19 protein-coding genes and 1 tRNA gene are annotated in these 25066 nt (G+C 36.4%); 11 read left to right on the forward strand and 9 right to left on the reverse strand.

The window, feature by feature from the left end; translation table 11 throughout:
• Positions 1–81: 81 nt before the first annotated feature.
• On the reverse strand, positions 82–492 hold the full coding sequence (locus tag VHP32_11925; protein ID HEX2788597.1) for a hypothetical protein: 411 nt from the start codon (positions 490–492) through the stop codon (positions 82–84).
• A 218-nt stretch (positions 493–710) separates the two neighbouring features.
• Between VHP32_11925 and VHP32_11930 the strand changes: the two genes are divergently transcribed.
• On the forward strand, positions 711–1604 hold the full coding sequence (locus VHP32_11930) for a hypothetical protein (protein ID HEX2788598.1): 894 nt from the start codon (positions 711–713) through the stop codon (positions 1602–1604).
• A 73-nt stretch (positions 1605–1677) separates the two neighbouring features.
• On the opposite strand, the gene VHP32_11935 is transcribed toward VHP32_11930, so the two are convergent.
• Positions 1678–2334 (reverse strand): hypothetical protein, encoded by a 657-nt coding sequence (locus VHP32_11935; GenBank protein HEX2788599.1) that lies wholly within the window; start codon positions 2332–2334, stop codon positions 1678–1680.
• A gap of 129 nt (positions 2335–2463) precedes the next feature.
• Between VHP32_11935 and VHP32_11940 the strand changes: the two genes are divergently transcribed.
• Positions 2464–2536, forward strand: a tRNA-Phe gene (locus tag VHP32_11940).
• Positions 2537–2598: 62 nt separating this feature from the next.
• Here the strand turns inward: VHP32_11940 and VHP32_11945 are convergent.
• Positions 2599–4665 (reverse strand): PAS domain S-box protein, encoded by a 2067-nt coding sequence (locus VHP32_11945; protein ID HEX2788600.1) that lies wholly within the window; start codon positions 4663–4665, stop codon positions 2599–2601.
• Positions 4666–5053: 388 nt separating this feature from the next.
• Here VHP32_11945 and VHP32_11950 point away from each other — a divergent pair, with 388 nt between their 5' ends.
• The gene (locus VHP32_11950) at positions 5054–5737 is read left to right on the forward strand and encodes a DUF4159 domain-containing protein (GenBank protein HEX2788601.1); all 684 of its coding nucleotides are present in this window, start codon (positions 5054–5056) and stop codon (positions 5735–5737) included.
• On the opposite strand, the gene VHP32_11955 is transcribed toward VHP32_11950, so the two are convergent.
• On the reverse strand, positions 5712–7220 hold the full coding sequence (locus VHP32_11955) for a hypothetical protein (protein ID HEX2788602.1): 1509 nt from the start codon (positions 7218–7220) through the stop codon (positions 5712–5714). The two genes, VHP32_11950 and VHP32_11955, sit on opposite strands and share 26 nt — an antisense overlap.
• Positions 7221–7384: 164 nt before the next feature.
• Here VHP32_11955 and VHP32_11960 point away from each other — a divergent pair, with 164 nt between their 5' ends.
• On the forward strand, positions 7385–7768 hold the full coding sequence (locus VHP32_11960) for a hypothetical protein (GenBank protein HEX2788603.1): 384 nt from the start codon (positions 7385–7387) through the stop codon (positions 7766–7768).
• 93 nt (positions 7769–7861) lie between these two features.
• Here the strand turns inward: VHP32_11960 and VHP32_11965 are convergent, their stop codons facing one another.
• Positions 7862–8794 carry a T9SS type A sorting domain-containing protein gene (locus VHP32_11965; GenBank protein ID HEX2788604.1) on the reverse strand — a complete coding sequence of 311 codons (933 nt, stop codon included), beginning with the start codon at positions 8792–8794 and terminating at the stop codon, positions 7862–7864.
• Positions 8795–9051: 257 nt separating this feature from the next.
• Between VHP32_11965 and aceE the strand changes: the two genes are divergently transcribed.
• The 5 genes from aceE (at position 9052) to VHP32_11990 (ending at position 16440) form a co-directional block, all read left to right on the forward strand.
• Positions 9052–11733: a pyruvate dehydrogenase (acetyl-transferring), homodimeric type gene (aceE, locus tag VHP32_11970; protein HEX2788605.1), complete on the forward strand. Its 2682-nt coding sequence runs from the start codon at positions 9052–9054 to the stop codon at positions 11731–11733.
• A gap of 72 nt (positions 11734–11805) precedes the next feature.
• Positions 11806–13242, forward strand: a complete 1437-nt coding sequence (locus VHP32_11975) for a 2-oxo acid dehydrogenase subunit E2 (GenBank protein ID HEX2788606.1) — start codon at positions 11806–11808, stop codon at positions 13240–13242.
• A gap of 235 nt (positions 13243–13477) precedes the next feature.
• Complete coding sequence (gene lpdA / locus VHP32_11980) at positions 13478–14926, forward strand: dihydrolipoyl dehydrogenase (GenBank protein HEX2788607.1); 1449 nt, start codon at positions 13478–13480, stop codon at positions 14924–14926.
• 12 nt (positions 14927–14938) lie between these two features.
• On the forward strand, positions 14939–15976 hold the full coding sequence (locus VHP32_11985; protein HEX2788608.1) for a hypothetical protein: 1038 nt from the start codon (positions 14939–14941) through the stop codon (positions 15974–15976).
• A gap of 47 nt (positions 15977–16023) precedes the next feature.
• The gene (locus VHP32_11990) at positions 16024–16440 is read left to right on the forward strand and encodes a secondary thiamine-phosphate synthase enzyme YjbQ (GenBank protein ID HEX2788609.1); all 417 of its coding nucleotides are present in this window, start codon (positions 16024–16026) and stop codon (positions 16438–16440) included.
• A gap of 51 nt (positions 16441–16491) precedes the next feature.
• On the opposite strand, the gene trxA is transcribed toward VHP32_11990, so the two are convergent.
• Both trxA and dnaE read right to left on the reverse strand, forming a co-directional pair.
• Positions 16492–16821: a thioredoxin gene (trxA, locus tag VHP32_11995; protein HEX2788610.1), complete on the reverse strand. Its 330-nt coding sequence runs from the start codon at positions 16819–16821 to the stop codon at positions 16492–16494.
• Positions 16822–16841: 20 nt separating this feature from the next.
• The gene (gene dnaE / locus VHP32_12000; GenBank protein ID HEX2788611.1) at positions 16842–20447 is read right to left on the reverse strand and encodes a DNA polymerase III subunit alpha; all 3606 of its coding nucleotides are present in this window, start codon (positions 20445–20447) and stop codon (positions 16842–16844) included.
• A gap of 226 nt (positions 20448–20673) precedes the next feature.
• On the opposite strand from dnaE, the gene rimO reads away from it, so the two are divergent.
• The gene (gene rimO, locus VHP32_12005) at positions 20674–21981 is read left to right on the forward strand and encodes a 30S ribosomal protein S12 methylthiotransferase RimO (GenBank protein ID HEX2788612.1); all 1308 of its coding nucleotides are present in this window, start codon (positions 20674–20676) and stop codon (positions 21979–21981) included.
• Positions 21982–21999: 18 nt separating this feature from the next.
• Entirely contained in the window at positions 22000–23310 is a 1311-nt protein-coding gene (locus VHP32_12010) for a GWxTD domain-containing protein (GenBank protein HEX2788613.1), read from the forward strand.
• Here the strand turns inward: VHP32_12010 and VHP32_12015 are convergent.
• On the reverse strand, positions 23307–24293 hold the full coding sequence (locus tag VHP32_12015; GenBank protein ID HEX2788614.1) for a DUF58 domain-containing protein: 987 nt from the start codon (positions 24291–24293) through the stop codon (positions 23307–23309). The genes VHP32_12010 and VHP32_12015 overlap by 4 nt on opposite strands.
• 58 nt (positions 24294–24351) lie before the next feature.
• A complete protein-coding gene (locus VHP32_12020; protein HEX2788615.1) occupies positions 24352–25005 on the reverse strand; it encodes a tetratricopeptide repeat protein in 654 nt (217 codons plus the stop codon).
• Positions 25006–25066 lie beyond the last annotated feature (61 nt).

Raw genomic sequence — 25066 nt, forward strand, 5'->3', positions numbered from 1 at the left:
TTTTTATTAAAATTTAAAATTATAATATGCCGGATAATCTAATTGAATTATCCGTTATTAAAAATTGAAAAGGAAAATTTTTTAAATTCTGAGATTAGCATTCAGGATGTTTATATCCTGTTTGATGAGAGGAATTTGTGATGTTTGTAAATTAAGTTCAGCGGTAAAAATATTCTGTGTATTTATTTCCGACTGAACATACTGGTGATCCTGGATAAGTTGATTTGAAGCAACGGTAATGGGCGGTAAGGAATTATCGATTGGCTGCCCCTGAGTAATACAACATCCGCAATCGCTGCGAATCAGTTCGGCATTATCATTTGTGTTAAGATTTTTATTATCGTGACAGCAGCATCCTTCTTCAATATTTTGTTCCATCTGACTTGAACACACATATTGTGCAATTACAATAGTGTTGCTCGAAAGCAGAGTTAATAATAAAACAATTGAAACAACTCTCAGAGATAATATTTTAAATATATTCTTTACCACTTATTATAAAATTATCTATTATTTTCAAGAATTTAAACACCAAAATTTTGCATTAAGTTTCTGTGGTAAAAGTCAATCGTTGGGGCTTATTTTCGATTTTATTGCATGAAACCTTTTTCTCACTTTAATCGTCAAAACTCGTATACAGGTGTTTTATATTCATTTTAAACTAATTTTCCCCAAGTTCGTTTATTTACAAACCTTAAATCCATAAAATTATGAAAAAGCTATTTCTAATTTTATTCGTTTTCTGTATTTCAGGCGTCGCTAATTCACAATCGGCTTCCTCAAATTCATCCTATTATTGTGATGACCCTGAAGCAAGTAAATATAACATATTTTATGATTATACAAGTTTCGGCAAAAAACCGACCGTTGAGCTTTCCTACGGAACATCAGCAATTAATTCTCCGCGCCTCACCACAACTATAAGCAAAACCGGTATGATGGAATTGAAACTCGGAACGTCAAGCCAGAGTCCGAATTTCAGAAATCATAATGTTACAAGATACAGCTTTAAGTATCTTTTGCTTTCAACCGCTTCAAGTGATTTGAATTATGACAGAAACAACCAGATAGGATTAGCATCCGATATGTGGAGATTCGGTTTTGGAAAAAGAACAGGAACGGGATTTAAGTTTAACTCATTTTCAATTTTACCTTACAACTCAAACTCATACATCTGGAGCAGAGTTAACATAAACGAAGCTTCACTTTCATCACTTCCTCAAAATGACATAACAGTCTTATCGGATTTTAATAAAGACTTCCGTTTCGGAACGTCAAATGAAATCGGCATCAACGTAAAAGCAAACAACCTTATCGGCATAGATTTCAAATATGAAAGAAGCTTAATCTTCCCGAGACACCAGTTCGGAAAACATATGGTAAGCTTGCTTGTCGAAGAAGCAGGATATATGCTTGTTGACGGATTTGTTCATAACGTCATGCAAAAAACTCCCGTTGGCGGAGCAATAGTCGGATTTGTTTTGAAAAGCGGGTATTCATACGGAATGTCACAGCTAAGAACAAGCTCAATGAACTGGCCGTTTAATACAGCCGCACCATTGGACTATGACTCGTTTAAGTTAGGAATGTCCTTTAGTTTTTAATTTCGTGTCATCCTGAACAAAGCGAAGGATCCCCTGACTAAGGGGATTCTTTACTTCGCTCGGAATGATAAAATTACAACGGTGGAAATGGCGACGTAAGCATTTTTATCAACGACAGCACAAACACAACCGCCGCAATTATCAGGTAATATCTTTTATAACTCTCCGTTGCTTTCAATCCCGCAAGACCTCCGAAGAATAACACAATAGTAAATAACACTGTTGAAAGAGTAAACTGGTCGCCGTTCCTATTTGCTTCTTGCCCGTAAGTCATTTTCTGCTCGCTTAATGTAAATATAGAATCTGCAACTTCAAACGTTGCTTCAAGCTCCGCAAGACGCTGTTGTTCGCCCTGCTCGTAATTTGTTTCACCGCCGGTGGTGTCGGTTAAATCTTTCTGATATTCTTCACTAAGCTGGCTGAAATAATATGCCGCATCAGGGTCTCCTCTTTGCACACTTTCTTTCCATTGAATATAAAACATATCATCTTTGAAGCTTGTGAATTCCCAATCTTCTTTTTGGTTAGCTGCATCGAGATATAAAGTATTTGCTTCCTGTCTGTAGTTAACTGCCTGCGCATAACTTGTCTGCAATTCTCCGCCCCACAATGCGCTGAAGTATGCAGCCGTTGCGCCGCATAAAGTTGCAAGCCCCAGTATAATTGTTATGTATAAATCATATTTATCGTGTTTTTCAAGAACAGGTTTTGAAGATGTATTATCTGCCATAAAGTTTTTAGGTTAATTTTGCACGTAAATTAAGCAATGTATAAACATTTTTAAAGGTGAATGATAAATTAAGTTAAAACTGAATTGAAACTCATAACAAAAAACGGTAATTTGTAATGAATTAAAAATGGTCAGGTAGCTCAGTTGGTAGAGCAACGGCCTGAAAAGCCGTGTGTCGCCGGTTCGATTCCGGCCCTGACCACAAACAAAAAGCACTCAAAACATCGTTTTAAGTGCTTTTTTTATTAATAAATAATTGAAAAATTAATTCTTCACCAAATCAAATGTCAATTGAACTGCGAACTCGCTCCCTCTACCGGGTTCGCTATCGACGCATATAACTCCCTTCATAAGGTCAACGATTTTTTTGACTATTGCAAGACCGAGACCAGTTCCCATATGTTTTTTGGTATAAGGATTTTCAAGCTGCGTAAAGCTTTCGAAAAGCATTCCGAATTTTTCCTGAGGAATTCCTATCCCCGAATCTTTGACTTTGAAATCCATTATTACTTTATGTTGGTTTTTATAATTCTCATTTATGATGAGTTCAATGAATCCGCTTGATGTAAATTTCAATGAATTGCTGATTAAATTAATCAATATCTGATTTACTCTATGGATGTCGCCTGCAACTAAATAATTAAAATCACTATTCAGAGATATTCTGAAATCCAATCCTCTCGACTTAGCTTCGTTTGCAAAAATATTGTAAATGTTTTTGCCGACTTCCTTTAAATTAAAACGCTCGTAATTCAGTCTCACGTTTCCAAACTCAAGTTTTGAAAAATCGAGAATATCATTTATGATTTTCAACAACAAGTCGGAAGAATATTTAATCGTTTCTATGCAGTCAACCTGCTCTTCATCAAGCTTGCTCATTTCCAGTAGCTGAATCATGCCGATAATGCCGTTCATTGGCGTTCTTATCTCATGACTCATGTTTGCAATAAATTCATCTTTGATTTTATTTGCTTCTTCGGCTTTTATTTTCGCTTCGACAAGCTCAGCTTCGAATTTCTTTCTGTCGCTGATGTCTTTTTTAATATACACAAAATTTGTTATCTCGCCCTGCTCGTTTTTTATCGGGGCAAGTGTTGCAAACTCCCAGTATTTTTTTCCGCTCTTTGTCTGGTTTGCATATTCCCCTGTCCATACTTTCCCGCTCAGTAAAGTTCTCAAAATCTCTTTTCTTAAAGTATCCGGTGTGTTTTCTTTTAAAATTATGAACGGTCTTTTATTTTGTATTTCAATTTCATCGAATTCCGTAATCTCTTCAAACTTAGGATTTGTAAATTGAATTTTAAAATTCGTATCCATAATTACAATTGCATCGGGGCTCTGCTCAATGGCTCTTGAAAAAGCTCTGTTCTTTTCCTGCACAATCCGCAATTCGCTTATGTCCTGTTGAATTCCCCATATGCGCATTAACTTATCATCCTTAATAATTCCAACAAGATTTTTTCTGAAATATTTTTTATTTTCTCCGACAATTTCCTCGGTAACAAAATCATTTGTCTTAAAATTATTTGGAATGAAGTCTTTGAAAATGGTAGTGGCAGAATTATTTTTTTTCGGGTCATATCCGAATATTCGGGCTATTTCATCCCCGATGAGTGATGATGCATCTTTGTATCCATACATTTTCCCGAATACATTGTTGCACTCCGCAATATAACCGAAACGATAAATGCTTTTTATGACTTCATCTTCAGCTTTTTTCAAGTCCACAGGTATGTCAAATTCAATCCTGTAAATTCCTTCGTTGCTGTTTTCAATGAATGATTGATACCGCTCCTTACTCTTTATAAGAGATTCTTCCGTTAGCTTCTTATCAGTTATGTCATAGCAAATCTGATTAATAAACTTAACTGCACCTTCTTTGTTGCGCTCGGCATAAAGAAACGTATCAAGCCATATTATTTTTCCTTCGCGGTTTATTATGCGGTAAGTAACTGACTGGCTTTCTTTATAATCTGATGCTGACCAGTCTCTGTAAAAACCAAAGAGCATTTCCCTGTCATCCGGATAAATCATGCTTATGCTTTGCTCATCGCTGAGCTTATCGTATTCTTCCATAGTATAACCGGACTGACGCGTAAATTCTTTATTTGCGTAATCAACACGGTTATCCAGTAAATTCCATCTCAATACCGCAACCGGTTCATTGTTCAGAAGATTTTTATATTTAATCTCACTTTCTGAAAGTAAATTTTCTTTCTTTATTCTTTCACTTATTTCTTTTTCAAGATTTTCCGTTCTTTCTTTGATTATTTTTTCCTGCGTAATGTTTCTCTGAATGATTTTTTCAGTTAATACTGATACAATAATCAAAACGATTAAGCGCGATATGAGATTTATAATACTATAAAAGTCCAGAAATGAAATGCCAAAAAGAACATTATCCACATAGGCGGTACTTGCGGTAATAAGAAGGGTGACAAATATTGAGTACTTAAGATTTACTTTCCACGTGGAGTAAATTACTATAAGAACATAAAATAACGTAAGTGAAATCTTTGCGGTTGAAATAATATCCGCATAGGTCAGCGCACATAGCAATAAAATTACTAAAGCGCCCGATATTAGTTTATTTTTTCTTATAATGGATATCTTTTAAAACTAAAAAAGAAACTTTTACCCCCGAGCGTTTGTAAGATATATTAATTATATCAAAATTTTAACATAATTAATATATCTTAACTTCAATCCTTAATTTAATATGAAAAGTTTAATTATCTTAATAGTATTTTTGCTTATATCAGAAAATGTTTTCTCGCAAACTGATGGAGTTAAGAAAAATTCTTTTCCATTTAAGATTGCAAGATTAAAATATTCAGGAGGCGGAGATTGGTATAATGACCCGTCTGCCGAAGTAAATATGATGGACTATCTGAAAAAAAATACTGTCATCGATGTTGATAAGCCTGAGTTTTATTCCGTTGATGTTTCATCCGATGATATATTTAACTATCCTTTCATTTTATTAACAGGTCACGGGAACATTACCTTCTCGGATGCTGAGGCGAAACGTCTGAGGAAATACTGCGAGTCAGGCGGATTTCTATTTGCGGATGATGATTACGGTATGGACGAATCATTCAGAAAAGAAATCAAAAAAGTTTTTCCCGATAAAGAATTAAAAGAAATTCCTTTTAATAACCCGATATACAACTGTCATTACAGTTTTCCAAACGGATTGCCGAAAACTCACGAACACGACTCAAAACCGGCTCAGGGTTTCGGCATATATGATGCGAACGGGCGTATTTGTGTTTTTTATATTTATGAATCGAACATCACAGACGGCTGGGCCGACCCGCGCGAATACAACGACCCTCCCGAAAAACGCGAAGAAGCAATGAAAATGGGAACAAATATTATCGTTTATTCTTTGATGTATTAAGATTTTTATTCTCTTTAACCAACTCATCAATTTTTTCTTTTATCCACACTCTATAAGGCAACTTATGCATAGAATCAAATTCTTTTTTCAGTTTTTCAATTTCATATATTGAGCGGCGTTCACGCAATTCAAACAATTTTGTTACCCATTTACAAAGTTTTAATGTTCTTTCTGTTCTATCTTCTGAAACTTGTTCATTTTTAGGCTGAAACCTTTTATATGATTCATAAAGATACTTAAATTTTTCATACTCATTTAATTCATAAAAACATTTAATATGCAAAACTTTAATCGGAACTTTTAATTTTGCAAACTCATCATTTATTTTTATTAGATGTTCCAATGATTTTTCAAATTTTCCTTTTAAGAAATTTAATTCAGCCATTGCATAATTAAAATAACTTTCTTGTCCTTTCTCATCCAGGTATTGTGAGTATTTATTTATAAATTGCTCAAGTTCATCGGTTTTCTTTAAATTTATTAATTGATAGACATAATTATCATAATTTATATGATGAATCAGATTTGTTTCCTCTAATAATACATCGTTTTCATCCATAAATTTATAAATTTCATAGTGTTCATTTATTTTATTCACTTCAATTGGCATATTGTAGCATAAATTATGAAGCCCTATGCACAAAATTCTCAATTCTTTTCTGCTGAATAAATTTCTCTCCTCAGCTAATGTTTCTTTGGTTTTATAATATAACTTGATGTCGCTTAAGTTAGACATAGATAAATAAAACATATAATAGCAATTCAGGATTCTATAGTCTTTTTGAGAATTTTTTTTCAAATAATTTAGTATCTTATTTATCTTTTTTTCATCAAGTAATTGCAAGCTTTGAATCATTGTCTCTTCTGAAGCAATCCCTCCTATATTCATTAAAGGCTTTATATTAAGAAAATTAATCATCGAAAGAATCAGTATGCTGATGGCACTGAAGTTTTCTGAAGTGGTAATTATTTCTCCCAATGATTCAATTTTTTTAAACGTTAAAGGGTCATGTGCTTTTGAAAGTATAATTTCAGAATAAAGCTCATAATATTTATTTGCAAATGTTGTTAGTCTTTTATTTGAATTTTTAAAATAATTATTTAAAACTTTATTGTACTTATGGTTGTAAAGCTTAAAATTTCGTTGCTCTAATAAAGCATAAATCAGATTTCTGATATATGTGAGCTCATCTTTTGCCGAATATTCCACCACGATAAATTGTTCAAGCAATTTTGTTAACTCATGAATCAAATTCTTCATCACCCCGTAATTAAAATTTTTTCCCGGATAAATCTTTTTCCAGATATTTTCCTTTTTTAAGTTTTCACTTTCAAAAATTTTTGAATGTTTCTTTATTTCCGCATATAACTTGCGCACACTTTTATTCTTATTATAATAAGGGGAGTTTACAAAATCATTAAATCTAGTTAGTTCTTCTTCTGAAAAATGTTTTATTATTTCAATAACCGAGCTTTTGTGCATAGTAATATTTAATGAAAAATTTAATTAAAAAATGCAAGTTTTGAACTATTATTGCAGAAAAATAAGAATTTCAAAAATGAAAATCGTTAAAAAGTTTCTTTTGCAAGAAAGAAAAAGTTACATATTTTTGAATCAAGTAATTTAACTAAACAAAAAATATTAAAATGAAAAAAATTATTATCAGCTTAGCTTTACTGCTTCTTGTGAGTGCCGCACAAATTAATGCGAATGATATTAATTTTGTGCAAAACAAAACAGAGCAATCTAAATATATAAATATAACTCCCGATAAGATAAACAATATATTTCTTATCAGGTTTGAATCAGTGAATGACGGTTATGTTATCCTCAAAGTAAAATGTGATGGGAAAGACATTCAGACACTCGTGGAAGGTGAAGTTTTTAAAGGCAATCACGGAGTCTATTTCAAACCCGCACAAGAAATCATCAACAAAAATTTTACTTGTGAAATGAAAATTTACGATGCTAAACAAAATAACCTGCTCTTATCTGCAAACGAGCTCTTCAGCTTTAACAATTTAAAATAAGTTTCGCTGAATCATAAGATTATTCTGCTGTTCGTCTCCTCCGCAATGGTTTCGACAGCGAACTGCAGCCCCTTGGACGTTCGGGGCTGTTTGTTATTTTAGTATAACCATTCTCTTTACATCTTTGAAGTCATTCGTCTCAAGTCTATAAAAATAAACTCCGCTCGGAAAATTTTTAGCATTCCACTGAACTTGATAAATACCCAGATTAAGGTTTTCATTTACCAGCGTTTCAAGTTCCTTACCAAGCATATCAAAAATTTTCAACTTAACAAATCCGAAATCCGCAATGCGAAATTCGAAATTTGTAGAGGGATTAAACGGATTTGGATAATTCTGCATCAACTCAAATTTATCAGGAACAGCACTTCCTATCTGCTGAACATGCGTCAAACTTGTATCTCCGTAAACAATACCATTTATGACTGCACCTTTGGTATAATATGTAACACCGCCAAGCTCACACATTGAAAAACTTCTGAAGCCAATTCCTTCAACAAGATTATATTCTAAAAGTTGTGTAGGTGCGGATGCTCTTGCCGGATAATTTCTAAAAATTCTGTTTTGTCCGTATATAAAACCTGTATTTTGATTTTGAAATTTTGCCCAAGCCCAATGGGTTGTGGTAAATCGGTTACATTTGAATGTATCTCCTAATTGTGCTTTTAAACTGTCCATAAGTCTGTCAAGACTAACAGTCTCATCAAAAAAATATACATTCATAGTTGAAGAATCTATTCTTTGGTATCTCCAATTAGGAGTTGAAAGAATATTATTCCAACCTTCAAACACAAAATATTTTTTTCCATTATTTAATATAGTATCTCTCGTAATTTTGACTCTATAATTACCATATATTTGCATTGGAAGACATCCCAAGTCATGGAGCTGTTGCTTTACATATGTATATGAATTTCCAATTGCCAGCGGATAAAATTTTGCTGCTGTTGTATCCCATGCAAAGCTTTGGGATGTCAGAGAAAAAAAGAAAATCTTAATTAAGAAAATTAGTATTATCTTTTTCATATTGAACGGGGTTATTTATTGAAACTTTATTAAAATATTTAGGAAAAGCAATAGAAAGAACAATATAGACTAAATATTGGTTATCCTTATATATTAAATCTTCATTTTGTCACCCTGAACTGGATTCAGGGTCAACGAAACGTTGCTGGATTCCTGCTTTCGCAGGAAAGACAAAGAAAATTAGTCCCAAAAAGGTAAATTGATATGCTTATTTAGTTATGTTAATTTGTATATATTCCGATGAATTATAACATTTTATGGCTGAAAATAAAGATAAAGAATTTGACAAAGAATACATTGACCAGGAAAATAAGGAATGGCTAAGTTCTCTTGATTATGTATTTGAAACCGAAGGTCCTGAACGCGTCAGCGAGCTTCTCAAAAAACTTCAATTACACGCGCAAAACATAGGGGTAAAAACGTTTTTCACTGCAAATACTCCTTACATTAATACCATACACGCCGGAGATCAGCCGCCATATCCCGGCAATCGCGAACTCGAACGCCGCATAAAAAGTATCATCCGGTGGAATGCTATGGCAATGGTTGTCAAAGCCAACCGTGAGCTTAGCGGTATCGGCGGACATATTTCGACCTATGCATCTGCAGCTACATTGTATGAAGTGGCATTTAATCATTTCTTCCGGGGCAAAGGCGACAAACATGATGGTGATTTAATTTATTTTCAGGGACACGCTACTCCTGGAATTTATGCACGAGCATTTCTCGAAGGACGCATCACAGAAAAAGAATTAGAAAATTTCAGGCGAGAGCTTCAAACAGACGGAAAAGGTCTTTCATCTTATCCGCATCCGTGGCTGATGCCGGGCTTCTGGGAATTCCCCACCGTATCTATGGGGCTTGCTCCTATAATGTCAATCTATCAGGCAAGATTTAATCATTACCTGATGGACAGAGGCATCAAAGATACCTCAAAACAAAAAGTCTGGGCTTTCCTTGGCGACGGTGAAACTGATGAACCTGAATCACTCGGAGCAATTACACTTGCATCACGCGAAAAACTTGACAATCTGATTTTTGTAATTAACTGCAATCTTCAGCGTCTTGATGGACCTGTCCGTGGTAACGGAAAAATCATTCAGGAGCTTGAAGCGGCATTCAGAGGCGCGGGATGGAACGTAATAAAAGTTATTTGGGGAAGCGATTGGGACCCGTTGTTGGCAAAAGATAAAGACGACCTGCTCGCAAAAAGAATGTTTGAAGTGCCTGACGGGCAGTTTCAAAAATATACGGTATCGAGCGGTGATTACATCCGCAAAGATTTCTTCGGAAAATATCCGGAGCTGTTAGAATTAGTAAAAAATTACTCAGATGAGCAATTGAGAAAACTCGGACGAGGCGGACATGACCCTGCAAAAGTTTTTGCTGCGTATAAAGCTGCCGTCGAGCATAAAGGCGCACCGACTGTAATTCTTGCACAGACAATAAAGGGGTACGGGCTCGGTGAATCAGGCGAAGGAAGAAACATTACTCACCAGCAGAAAAAACTCAACGAAGACGAATTAAAAGAATTCAGAAGCAGATTTTCTATTCCGGTTTCTGATGAAGATATTGCGGCTACTCCGTTTTATAAACCATCAGATGACAGTCAGGAAATTCAATACCTAAAAGAAAAACGCGAAAAGCTAAACGGGTTCGTTCCGAAAAGAATTGTCGAAGTAGCAGAAATGAAAATGCCCGATGAAAAGATATTTGAAGATTTCAAAGCCGGCTCAGGCGAGCGCACTGCCGCAACCACAATGGCTTTTGTTCAGCTTCTTGCAAAGCTTTTGAAAGATAAAAACATAGGTAAATATATCGTGCCGATTATTCCCGATGAAGCAAGAACGTTCGGTATGGAATCACTTTTCAGACAGGTCGGTATTTATGCTCACGCAGGACAATTATATGAACCTGTTGATAAAGACAGCTTGCTGTATTATAAAGAAGCAAAGAACGGACAAATTCTTGAAGAAGGAATTACGGAAGCGGGCTCGATGTCGTCATTCATTGCTGCAGGAACTGCTTATGCCTCGCATGGCGTTAATATGATTCCATTCTTCATATATTACTCGATGTTTGGATTCCAGAGAATCGGTGATTTAATATGGGCAGCGGGTGATATGCGCACAAAAGGATTTTTACTTGGCGGAACAGCCGGCAGAACAACACTTGCAGGCGAAGGACTTCAGCATCAGGATGGCAACAGCCACGTGCTTGCATTCCCTATCCCGAATTTAAAAGCATATGACCCTGCATTTGCATATGAAGTTGCAGTCATTATTAAAGACGGGATAAGAAGGATGTATCATAACAACGAAGATATTTTTTATTATCTTACTTTGATGAATGAAACTTACAAAATGCCAAAAATGCCTGAAGGTGTAGAAGAAGGTATCCTGAAAGGAATTTATAGATTCAAGAAATCAGACAACAAAAAGAAAAATAAGGTTCATTTATTCGGAAGCGGAACCATCTTGAACGAAGCAATTAAAGCGGCCGGAGTACTTGAAGAAAAATACAATGCTTCGGTTGACGTATGGAGCATTACAAGCTACAAGGAGCTTTACATGGATGCAACCGAAGTTGAAAGATGGAATATGCTTCATCCCGGCGAGAAACAAAAAGAAGCTTATGTCAAACAGGTGCTAAAGAATGAGACCGGCGTATTCGTTGCTGCATCAGATTATTTAAAGATGCTTCCATCTTCTATTGACAATTGGTTCCCCGGCGATTTGTATATTTTAGGAACTGACGGATTCGGAAGAAGTGAAGGCCGTGCCGAACTGCGCGATTTCTTTGAAGTTGACTGGAGATACATAACCGTTTCTGCGCTCAATGGTCTTGCTAAGGAAGACAAAATAAAAATTGATGTTGTGAAACAGGCGATAAAAGATTTTGGAATTAATCCGGAAAAACCAAATCCGGTAACAGTATAAAAAATTTAATGAGCAGGCACCTGTCCCGACTTGTCGGGAATCTTGTCTGTCCCAACTTATAAGATTATTACTATGGCAAAAGAAGTAGTACTACCTGAAATATCCGAAAATATTGATTCGGGTGATGTAACCAAAGTTCTCGTTAAAATAGGAGATACAATTGAAGTTGACCAGCCTGTGATTGAGGTAGAGACTGAGAAAGCATCTTTTGAAGTTCCTTCAACCGTTGCGGGAAAAGTAACGGAGATTAATGTCAAAGAAGGCGACAAGATTAAAGTCGGCAGCGTGATTGTTAAGGTTGAAGAAAGCGGCGGCGGAAAATCTGATGAAAAATCGGATGAGAAATCTGAAAAGAAATCCGAAGATAAGAAAGAATCTAAAGAGGATTCTAAAGAAGAAAAGTCAAAGCCAAAAGAAGAAGACACTGACAACGAACAAAGCGAAGAGGAAAAAAATATAGAGGAAGAAGAAAAGGATGAAGCCGATGAGGATGAAATTGAAGAAGAATCAAAGAAAGAAATAAAAGCTTCTGAAGATAAAAAATCCGTAAAAAAAGAAGACAAAAAAGAAGAGAAACCAAAAGAAGAGTCCAAAGAAAAATCTGCTCCTTCAAAAGTAGTTCCTGCTTCGCCGTCCGTTAGACGTTTAGCGCGTGAGCTTGGTGTTGACTTATCCGACATACAAGGAAGCGGCGGAAGCGGCAGAATAACCGAAGATGATGTTAAGAAACATATAAAGACAACTATGTCTTCAGGCGGAGGCGGTAAGGTATCTCCTGCGACTGCAATCAAACTTCCTGATTTTTCCAAATGGGGGGATATTGAAATCGAAAAGATGTCTAACGTCCGCAAAAAAACTGCAGAGACAATGCTTAACTCATGGAACTCCGTTCCGCAGGTAACACAGTTCGATAAAGCCGACATCACTTCACTCGAGGAGTTCAGAAAGAAAAATGCTGATGAGGTAAAAAAGCAGGGCGGCAATCTTACGATGACTGCTATTCTTGTGAAGGTCATTACTCTTGCTTTGCAGAAATTCCCGAATTTTAACACAAGCATTGATTTATCAAATCAAACGATTATAAACAAGAAGTATTATAACATAGGTATTGCGGTTGATACCGACAGAGGACTTCTTGTTCCTGTAATTAAAAACACTGACAGCAAAGGGCTCACTGAAATTTCAATCGAGCTTACTCAGCTTGCCGAAAAAGCTCGCAGTAAAAAAATCACTCTCGATGAAATGGACGGCGGAACGTTCACCATCTCAAATCTTGGCGGTATAGGCGGAACAAATTTTTCTCCGATTGTTTATTCACCGCAAGTTGCAATACTTGGAGTTTCAAGAGCAAGCAAAGAAGCAGTTTATGTTGATGATAAATTCGAACCGAGATTGATGCTTCCGTTATCGCTTTCGTATGACCATAGAATAATTGATGGCGCCGACGCAGCAAGATTCCTTCGTTGGGTCTGCGGCTCGCTGGAAAATTTATTTAATTTGTTTTTATAAAATGTGTTGGGATTCCCGCTTTCGCGGGAATGACTTCCTTCGTGTCATTCTGAGCGAAGCGAAGGGGTACCCTTTGGGTCATCCCATTACCCTTTTCAAAAGAATTGTCTAAGAAACAGCGTATAATTTAAATTTGCTGTTAGGAATTATTTGATTTGCTGTCAGGAATTACTTCCTGACAGTCTTCCGTCAGGTCAGAAGACCTGACGGCATCACTTTAACGATAAAATCTTTAATGTCTAAGAAACAACTTATAGTTTTAGGTGCGGGTCCGGGTGGATATGCTGCTGCATTTCTTGCCGCTGACCTTGGAATGGATGTAACATTAATTGACAAAGAATTAAATCCCGGCGGCGTGTGTCTTTACCGCGGGTGTATTCCTTCAAAAGCATTGCTTCATATTGCGAAACTCGTAAACGAAGCAAAGGAAGCCTCGAAATGGGGCGTCGAGTTTTCTGAACCGAAGCTTTATCCCGAAAAAATCAACGAGTGGAAAAATAAAGTCGTCAAGAATTTAACAGGCGGACTCGGACAATTAACAAAGCAAAGAAAAGTTCATTATATTCAGGGAACAGCAAAATTTTTAGACCCGCATACACTTGAAGTCGAAAAATCCGGCGGAGAAAAAGAAAAATTATCTTTTGAAAATATAATCATCGCAACAGGTTCATCACCTGCGCGCATCCCGAACTTTCCTGAATTCTCAGATAAAATCTGGGATTCAACAGGCGCACTCGACATCAAAAAAATTCCGAAGAAACTTTTAGTCATCGGAGGCGGATATATTGGACTCGAGCTTGGAACGGTTTATGCCTCGGTTGGTTCGGAAGTTACCGTTGTCGAAATGCTTCCCCATTTGCTAAACGGTGCTGACAGGGATTTGGTTGCCGTGTTTCAGAAAAGAATCAGCAAGCTATTCAAAGAAATCTTAGTCAGCACAAAAGTTGCAGGTATTTCCGAAACAAAATCAGGAGTAAAAGTAACTTTCGAAACTTCCGATAAGAAAAAAGATGAACGCGAATTTGATGCCGTATTGATTTCGACAGGAAGAAAGCCAAATACAAAAGGATTTGATTTAGAAAAAACCGGAGTTAAGGTTGATGACAAAGGATTCATAATCGTCGACAAGCAATGCAAAACTAACGTAACGGGTATTTATGCAATCGGCGACGTTGCAGGCGAGCCGATGCTTGCTCACAAAGCATCTCACGAAGGCAGAACTGCGGTTGAAGTCATCGCAGGACATAAAGTTGAGTTTGCTCCTAATGCAATTCCTGCAGTAGTATTCACTGACCCCGAAATAGCTTGGTGCGGTTACACCGAAGCTGAAGCAAAAGAATCGGGCATAAAATACGAAGTCGCAAAATTCCCATGGGCGGCATCAGGAAGAGCAATGACCTTGGACAGAACAGACGGCTTAACCAAAATTATAATCGAACAAGGAAGTCAGAGAATTTTAGGAATGGGAATCGCCGGAGCAGGTGCAGGAGAATTAATTGCAGAGGGAGTTCTTGCAGTAGAAATGGGTGCAAACGTTACCGATTTAAAACTAACAATTCATCCGCACCCGACTTTATCCGAGACACTCATGGAAACCGCTGAAATATTTTTTGGACAAAGCACTCACATATACAGACCAAAAAAATCTGACAAGTCTGATGACAAACCGGATGCAAATAAGTAATCAATTTAAGAAATGCTTAGAGTTTTAACACCGTTATTAATAATTGTTTCTCTTGTTGTATATTCAACATACCTTTCTAAAACCGTCGATCCTGTTCCGGGTTACCCAATCTGGATGCAGGACAGCGATGGACATTACACAAATCAAACTTCCGGCATTTGCATAGTTTCCGACAGTGCTAATATAAAAAATTTTATCGTCGCAGATGATATTGGTGTGATAAGACGAGTTGTCATCAACGAAAATATTTTTCCTCATACGATTCGGATAGATTCAATCCATTTGAGTGCAGCAGCGCAATCTTTTCTGCAAAATTTCAGAAAAAAAGATTTTGAAGAAATTATTTTTAGAAAATCTGATAATAAACTGCTTATATCAATCGAGGGCTACGTTAACGATAGTAACATTGTTTATGACTTCAAAAATTATGAAGGTGTTTTTGAATTGCAGACAAATGGTAATTTAATTTCCTGCGACACAATTACCGCAATAAAAAAAATAAATGTCCCTTCAGAAGTGTTTGAATTTACCCGGGTTAATGTTGCCATTGAAGGAATGACGAAAAGTCCGAATTTTTATTTTATGGGGCTTGAGAATGCAATGATTTCCGACATAATTTTCAGCGACAGCACATATATTTACATTCTTGATGATGATTTAAAGCTTCTTAAAAAAATTAATACGCATGATTTGGGTATTATGACTATTTGCGGGCTTTATGCAGTCAATGACTATGAACTATACTGCATCGACCGTAATCAGAAAAAAATATTTTGCATAAAATTTAATCCTGATTTCAGTGTTGCCGATTACGGTGTTGCCGATATGAATTTAACCGTTCCAGGTTATCCTGAGATAAACAAAATTATGGGCTTTTCTCCCGAATCAATCACGTTTGATAACGAAGGTTCAATTTATGTTGCGCTCGACCCGTGGAAAGAAGTTTACAATCCTGATGTGTTCGATAAGAAAAAGCTTACTGCAAAGGACATGGAATATTTCGCAAATAAAGTTCCTGTTCTATATAAGTTCAAAAACCCGTTTAAATAAATATTCTTTTAAGTCCTCCTTTGGAGGAGGATTTAGGAGGAGGACAAATGAAATCTTACCGTAAAGAACTCTGGTTTAATACAAAAACCAGACGCGCATATATCAACATCACGCCCGAGCTTGAAGACTGCTTGGCAGAAAGCGGAATCAAAGAAGGTCTCATGCTCTGCAATGCGATGCATATTTCTGCAAGCGTATTTATCAACGATGATGAATCAGGTTTGCATCAGGATTTTGAAGTATGGCTCGAAAAGCTCGCTCCCGAAAAACCGCATTCTCAATACAAACATAACGGCTTTGAAGATAACGCCGATGCTCACTTAAAACGCACGATCATGGGACGTGAAGCAGTCATTGCAATCACAAACGGCAAGATGGATTTTGGTCCGTGGGAACAAGTTTTCTATGGTGAATACGATGGGAAGAGAGATAAAAGAGTTTTAGTAAAAATTATCGGGGAATAAAAAGAAGAGTAATCCTGTCCCGGTTTTTCCGGAACAGGATTGTGAAATAATTTATGCTGTCTGAAGTTGTGCTTCGAGCTTTGAAACGATTTGCGGCTTTGGAACTGCGCCTACTATCTGGTCAGCTACCTTACCGTCTTTGAAAATGAGTAATGTAGGTATGCTTCTTATACCGAATTTCATTGCTACGTTAGGATTGTTATCGACGTCAAGCTTTCCGATTTTAATTTTACCTTCATACTCGCCCGCAAGCTCTTCAACAATCGGAGCAATCATCTTGCAAGGTCCGCACCATACAGCCCAGAAATCAATTAATACAGGAATAGTGGATTGTTCAACTTCGGCGGCAAAATTTGCATCTGTTATTTCTAATGCTTTCATTTATTTTTTCCTTTATATATTTAATTTATAATTAAGTTAGTTTCACCAACAATATTTTTCAAGTTTGAAATTAGTTCTTGTTTGGGATTTACCCTCATTTCTCTCGATAAATATTTTTTTGTGCTGCCATTATTCACAATTGTGAAGAATAGTCTGCAGCTACCCCCTGGATGCCTGCTGATTTCCTCAAAAATCTTATCAAGCTTCTCAGGGTCGAACTGTTTATGCAAAATAATCTGCATGTTTGCTGCGTTTTTCTCGTGCAAAGCGTCTATCGAATAAATATTATCTAAGACTAATTTTATTTCATCCCCGTTTTCTTCGGCTTTTCCCTCTACTACTATAAGTGCATTTTCTCTGAATAAGTTCATTTTTTCCTCATAAGTCTGCGGAAACGCCACGCATTCGCCCTTTCCGAAGAAATCCACCAGCTTAAAAATAGCAAACTTTTTGCCGCGTTTGGAGATCTTTATCTGCAAATCATGAATAACTCCGCACATCTTAACAGGATTAATCTGATTCAAATTTATCTCGTTTAAGTCCGCATTGAAGCTTAATGTCGTAAAGCTTTTTATCTCTTTCTCATATTTATCAAGCGGATGACCTGTTAGATAAAACCCGACTACATCTTTTTCTCTTATGAACTTTTCGGTCTCGCTGAAATCTTCGCAGTTATCTAAAATATAATCTTCATTTTTTTGTTCTTCTTCTGCTCCGCCGAAAAGACCTTCCTGACCTTTTGATTCAGGTCGCTCTTTATAATGAATCGCATAAGCAGTCGCGCGTTCCATGTGCGTGAATAATTTCTTTCTGTTCGGCTCGAGCTCATCGAACGCACCTCCGAGTATCATGCTTTCTAAAGCTTTCTTATTCACAAGACGCAAATCAACCCGCTTCATGAAATCGATAAAACCTTTGTACTTTCCGTTTGCTTCTCTTTCCAGTATAATATTCTGCGCTGCTTTTTCACCGACATTTTTCAATGCGCTTAGTCCGTAAATAATCTCACCGATTTGTTTCTTTTTAGAATCCTGACTGGGATTCCCGCCTTCGCGGGAATGACTTCCAAAAGATGATTCATCATCAAAATAATTTATCTTAAAATCAATCTCCGCTTCGTTAATACTTGGTGGTCGCAGCCTGATTCCCATTTTTTTAGCTTCGACTGCAAGCTCCTGAATTTCAGTATCGCTGTCTTTTCTGCAAAGCATCGATACTGCAAGAAACTCAATCGGGTAATGCGTTTTAAGATACGCAGTATAAAAAGCTAAAATCGAATAAGCAACTCCGTGAGATTTATTGAAGCCATAATCAGCAAAATCCAGAATCAAATTATAAATTTCTTCGGCAACTTTTTTCGGAACATTATTCTTAACCGCACCTGCAACAAACTCTTCTTTAATCTGCTGCATCTTTTCCTTAATCTTCTTCCCCATTGCCTTTCTCATATTGTCTGCCTGAGCCATAGAGAATCCTGCAAGGTCGCGCGCAATCTGCATCACCTGCTCCTGATATACAATAATTCCGTAAGTGCTTTTCAAGGAATTTTCAAGAAGTGGATGTAAATATTTTATCGGTTTTCTTCCGAAACGTTTATCGATAAATTCAGGAATCAATTTCATTGGACCCGGGCGATATAAAGCGTTCATCGCAGAAAGGTCATTGATATTTTTCGGCTTCAGCTTTGCAAGAGACTCGCGCATCTTCCCTTTTGAAAACTGGAATATGCCGACAGTTGCACCTGCTGAAAATAAATCATAAGTCTTTTTATCATCAAGCGGAATTTTTTCCGTCGTTAAATCTAAATTATACTTTTTATTTACAAGCTCAAGCGTCTTGCCGATTACTTTCAACTCCTTCAATCCGAGAAAATCCATCTTAATCAACCCTGCATCTTCAAGCTGATTCATGTCATACTGCGTGCAGAAAAGATTATCTTCGCCTGTTACTTTTGAGAGCGGAACATAATCCGTTATATCCCCGGGTGCAATAACCACTCCCGATGCATGAAGAGATGAGTTTTTATTAAGATTTTCAAGAACGGTCGAGTAATCGAACAATCTCTTTCGTGCTTTTTTTTCATCGGCATTCCCCCCTTTGAAATACACTCCAAAATCAGGAACTTCCTCAAGAGATTTCTTAAGAGAAGTAACCTTGCCGAACACAATCGGTATGTGCTTAGTGAGATTATTTATCTCATCGAAATTAAAATTCAAAACTCTGCCGACGTCTTTCAAAACACCGCGAGGAGCAAGCTTATTGAACGTTATCACCTGCGCAACGGATTTCTCTCCGTATTTTTCTTTTGCATACTGAATCAATTCATCTCGTCTGTCATCCTGAAAATCCATGTCTATATCGGGCATTGATATTCTTGTCGGATTCAGAAATCTTTCAAAAAGCAAATCATACTCAAGCGGATTAACTTCAGTTATGCCAATGCAATATGAAACTAAGCTTCCCGCCGCGCTTCCCCGCCCCGGACCGACAAGTATGCCCTTCTCCTTTGCGGTTTTGATAATATCCATCACAATCAGGAAATATCCCGCAAAGTTCATTTTATTAATTACACCAAGCTCATACGCAAGACGGTCTTCAGCTTCTTTTGTAACTTCCTTAACTCGCTGTTTTAAACCTTCTCGTGATAATTTTTCAAGATATTCTTCAAGAGTTTTTGCTTTCTTCTCTTCTCCCGGAATCTTAAAATTCGGCATGTGATTCTTCGAAAGGTCAAGCTCAAGATTGCATTTTTCAGTTACTTCAAGAGTTGACTGAATTGCTTCAGGAAAATCTTTAAACAATTCGGTCATCTCTTTTGCCGTCTTGAAATAAATCTGGTCGGTGCCGTAACGCAAATCATTTATCACATCAACCGGAATACTGCTTTTGCTTTGCTTTGCGCTGATGTTTAAATAAATATTATGAGCAACGGCATGCTCGTGCTTTATGTAATGCACGTCATTTGTTGCAATCAATTTTATGCCAAAATCTTTCGCAAGCTTCGGCATTTCTCTCAACACTTTTTTTTCTGCATCTATTGAGCCGTGGTCTTGTATCTCCAGATAAAAATCTTCACCATAAATATCTTTATATACTCCCGTCATTTTTCGAGCCATTTCAAGGTCATTTCGCGTAATATAGCACGAAATCACGCCTCCGGCACAGGCGGATGTTGCGACAAGCCCTTTGTTATACTGCCTAAGAATTTCCAGATCCACTCTTGGTTTATAATAATAACCTTCCATATGTCCGATGGAAACAATCTTCATCAGGTTTTTATAACCAATTTCATCTTTGGCAAGAAGAATGAGATGCGCATAGTTTATGTTTGTTGAGGCAAGTCCGTCGGAACTTTCTGTGGAAGCATCAATATCGGTATCTTTTCTTCCGCGTTCGTGTCTTGTCCCAGACTGCGCAACATAAACCTCACAGCCGATGATTGGTTTTATTCCCTTAGCTTTTGCTTTTTTATAAAACTCCATCGCGCCGTACATAACTCCGTGATCGGTCAATGCAACAGCTTTCATGTTGTCTTCGACTGCTGCGTTTATCAGTCCGTCGATGGTAGAAATTGCATCTAAGAGAGAAAAATGAGAATGGTTATGTAAGTGAATAAATTCTTTCAATGAAGTGGTAATTCCCCTGATAAAAAGTTGTGTAATTAATTTACAAAAATAGAAAATCTTTTGCTATGCTTTGATAATAGTCTTTACAAGTATTAATGCTTCCCCTACAAAAGAAACGTGGGTACGACAGGCATTCCTGCTTGTCGGGATAGACAAGAATGTCTGTCCCACTAAAAGTAGAGTATTTCTGACTTAAAATTTACCCCTATATAAGTTATTTTAAAATATGAAAGTTAAGAAAGATAAATTTAAGCTTATAACGCTCGGATGCTCGAAAAATCTTGTAGATTCGGAGTTTATTTTAGCACAATTAAAATCAAATGACATCACAATCGTCGAAGACGAAAATGATGCCGAAAATCTCATCATAAATACATGCGGTTTCATTAAAGAAGCAAAAGAAGAATCAATCAATACCATATTGAGAGCAGTTCGCCGCAAAGAAGAAGGACATTTAAAAAGCGTTTATGTTGCCGGGTGCCTTTCAGACCGTTACAAACCGGAACTCGAAAAAGACATTCCTGAAGTTGACCAATATTTCGGCGCAACCGATAAGCCGCAAACAATTATCGACATATTAAATGCCGCGTGCTGTAATTACAAATCCGAACTTCTCGGCGAACGCGAGCTTTCAACTCCAAAACATTTTGCATACTTAAAAATCAGCGAGGGCTGTGATAATCCATGCTCATTCTGCGCGATTCCAATCATGCGCGGAAAACACAAATCAAAACCTTTGCAGAATATTTTAATTGAAGCTCAGAAATTGGCTTCAAAGGGTGTAAAAGAACTAATCATCATCGGGCAGGACACAACTTACTGGGGCTTTGATACCGATAGAAAGCGAAATCTTTCGCATGTTATAAATGCAATTTCGGAAATAAACGGAATTGAATGGATTCGTCTTATGTATGCATATCCATCACGTTTTCCTGATGACCTTTTGGAAACCTTTAGAACTAATGCTAAGTTAATAAAATATATAGATATACCTGTTCAGCATATATCCGACAACGTTCTGAAATCAATGCGCAGGGGAATAACCAAAAAGACACAGATGAATTTATTGGAATCGATACGGAAAAATGCCGATGGAATGGCTATCAGAACGACTTTAATTACAGGTTATCCGGATGAAACAGAAGCAGATTTTGAGGAAATGCTCAATTTTGTGAAAGATTTTAAGTTTGACCGTCTTGGCGTTTTTACATACTCTCACGAGGATAATACTTACGCCGCTAACTTGCCTGACAAAATTCCGTATAAAGAGAAGCTATTGAGGCAAAAACTGCTCCTGGAAGCACAGCGGGAAAATTCATTGGAATCTAACGAAAAAACCGTCGGAAGTGTCCTTAAAGTTTTGATTGATAGAAAGGAAAATGATTACTACATTGGTAGAAGCTATAAAGACGCACCCGAAATTGACCAGGAAATTTTTGTGCATCCTGTTAACCCTCTCAAAGCAGGTGAATTTTATAATGTCAAAATTAATGACTTTGAAGAATTTGACCTCTTTGGCGAAGTAATAAATTAATCCGGAGGGACTTAAACTATGAAATTTTTTAAAATTACAAAAACGTTTTTAATTGTTCTTGCATTATTTTTTGCAAGTAATGTATCCTATTCTCAGCTCGAGGAGAAATCGATAACTAATCTCAACTACGAGAAGGATTATTTTTACATAGACCCGATTGTTTTTTATACAGGTGATTCCTCCGCAAATTCAAGAGTTGATATATACATAGAGATACCTCTGGAAAATATTCAATTTAAATTTATTTCCTCTCAGAATAAATATACTGCAAACATTGAATATTCTATTCTCATCGTTGATGAAACAAATAAAGCATTTGTCAATGAAAAATTTTCGTCTGATATTTCATATACAAAAGACGACCGCCTGAAAAGCAAGTATAACTCTGAATATATAATCAAATCTTTCTCATTACCATCAGGCAAGTATTCAGTTGAAGTCGAAATAAGAGATAAAAATAACCAGAACCAATTTTCTGAATCGAGCATTATACACGTTAATAACTTTCAAAGCTCCGATTTTACTCTGAGTGATATAATGTTTGTTTCAAACTATGAAGAAGGCAAAGACGGTAAGAAAATCATAACTCCGCTTGTTACAAAGAATGTCGGAGGCAATAAAACCTTTTATGTTTTTTTTGAAGTTAACAATCTCAGTGATGCAAACATAGAAAAAAAATTCGATTATAAAATTTCAAAAATCGACAACAACAAGAAGAATATCGTCTCAGCTGGAACATTTGATTATATTTTGAAACCCGGCAAGAACCAAAAAATTGAAAAATTCTCTTCTGAGGATTTCCTGACGGGAAATTATTCAATCGAAATTTCCGATAAAGCTGAGAACAAAAATCTTGTTACAAAAGAATTTAATTTCAGATGGACTGATTTTCCCGTTACTATAAAAGATTTGGATGTTGCAATTGCACAGTGTATATACTTTGCAAATGCAGATGAATTTGATAAACTGAGAAACGCAAAGACACGTCTTGAAAAAGAAAAAGCGTTTATAAACTTCTGGCGTAGCAAGGACCCGACGCCAAACACTGCAAAAAATGAGGTAATGCTGGATTATTACAACCGTGTGAGAATTGCAAACGAAAGATATTCAACTCATTTCCCCGGCTGGAAAACAGATATGGGAATGGTTTACATAATTTTCGGAGACCCGAGCAATATTGAAAGACACCCCTTCACGGAAGGCACAAAACCATATGAAATCTGGGATTATTATGACGTAAACAGAAGATTTATTTTTGTAGATAATACAGGATTTGGCGATTATCGTTTAACCGAACCAATCTGGAACGAAAAAACACGCTCCTATTAATTTAGCTTGGTTCTTTTTGCGAGGTAAGTAAGCAGGGCTTTATCAAATGACGTTTCCGTCGAAAGCACCTGATAATCAATGCCGTTATTTTTTAATTGGCTCTTATAATTTTCAAGAAATTCTTTTATCGTTTCCTTGTAAGCTTTTTGTATTGCAAACGGCTGCGAATACATTTCCTCTTTTGTTTCCATGTCGATTAAAGTTACAGGATTGCCCTCAAGAAAATTCATCTCAATCGGGTCTAAAATCTGGAATACAATCACCTCATTATTCATAAATCTGAAGTGCTTCAATGATTTAACCACTTCTTCCGGTTCATCGAATAAATCACTCAAAACTATAACAAGCCCTCTGCGTTTTATACCGGAAGCAATTTCATTCAGTGAACTTGCAGTACCTGTTTGATTACTCGGCTTAATAGATGTCAGGGTGTTTAAAATTTGTCTTAAATTATTCGGAGTTGCGCGAGGAGGAATGTAACTTTGTCTTTTAACGTCATAAGTAGTTAGTGAAATAGCATCTCTTTGCATAAGCATTAAATATGCAAGTGATGCCGCAAGATAAGAAGCGTATTCAAGTTTTGTAATTACGTCATCTGAATTTTTATCAGCCGCTTCAAAAGACTTATTCAAAACTTTCTTAAACAAACTTTTTGTTTTATTCTTAACTGTTTGTTCTTTTTGAGAAGAAAAATCCATTGACTTGCTGATATCGAGACATATATAAGATTTAAGATTTGTTTCTTCCTCAAATTGCTTTATGTAATATCTCTCTGTTCTTGCAAAAATTTTCCAATCGAGAAACTTTAAATCATCTCCCGGAATATATTGACGATGCTCGGCAAACTCAACGCTGAAGCCATGATACGGCGACTTATGTAGCCCTGCCATAAATCCCTCAACAACAAGCTTAGCGCGAAGCTCCATATTTGAAAGCCGCGCAATAACATTAGGAATTAAATATTTTTGATAATCATTCTGCATAAACAAAAGCCGCTTATTTAAATAAAGCGGCTTTTTATTCTAAACTCTGTTTTAAAAATTATTTTTTCTTTTCCAGTTCTTTTCTTTGGTCTAATAATTCCTGTTTCGGACTCTTGGTTGTGTTTTCCGGTTCTACTTTTTTTAACTGAACATCAGGGCTCACTTTAGTAGTCGTGTCTGTGCTTGGAGGATTCTGGCTTTCGATTTTCTTAATCATTTCTTCAATCGATGTTCCAGATTTCAGATTCTCAAGCATTACTCTTGCAGACTCGCTGAACTTTTCGTTCGGGTCTGTATCATTTGGATACTTTGCTAAAAACACTTCATAAGCTTTAATCGCATTGTCTTTATCCTTCAGAACTTCATCATAAGTAAACGCAACAAGGAACAAAGAATTTTTTCCCTGTTTTGTATCAGGATATTTTTCAGCATGCTCTTTATATGCTTTTATTCCCTCGGGAGTATTTTTAAGTTCGGTTAAATAATAACCTGCAATTTTATTGTAAGCATCATGCACACCCTCCGATTTAGGATAAGCTGTTATGTATTCCCTGTAAATAGCTATTGCTTCTTCGTACTGCTTAGCATCGACTTTCGCCTGCGCTTCCTGCATATACTGCTGTTCTGACTTTGCAGCCTGTTTATTCCCGCATGATGAAATCACCACCGCCAAAATAATTAAAAATGATAACTGAGATAGTTTTCTTAACATAAATTTACTTTTTAATTTAATTATTAATTCGTTAAAATTATCAAATTTATCCCACAATTTT

The sequence above is a fragment of the Ignavibacteria bacterium genome, from assembly GCA_036262055.1.
GTDB lineage: Bacteria > Bacteroidota > Ignavibacteria > Tepidaquicellales > Tepidaquicellaceae > DATAJP01.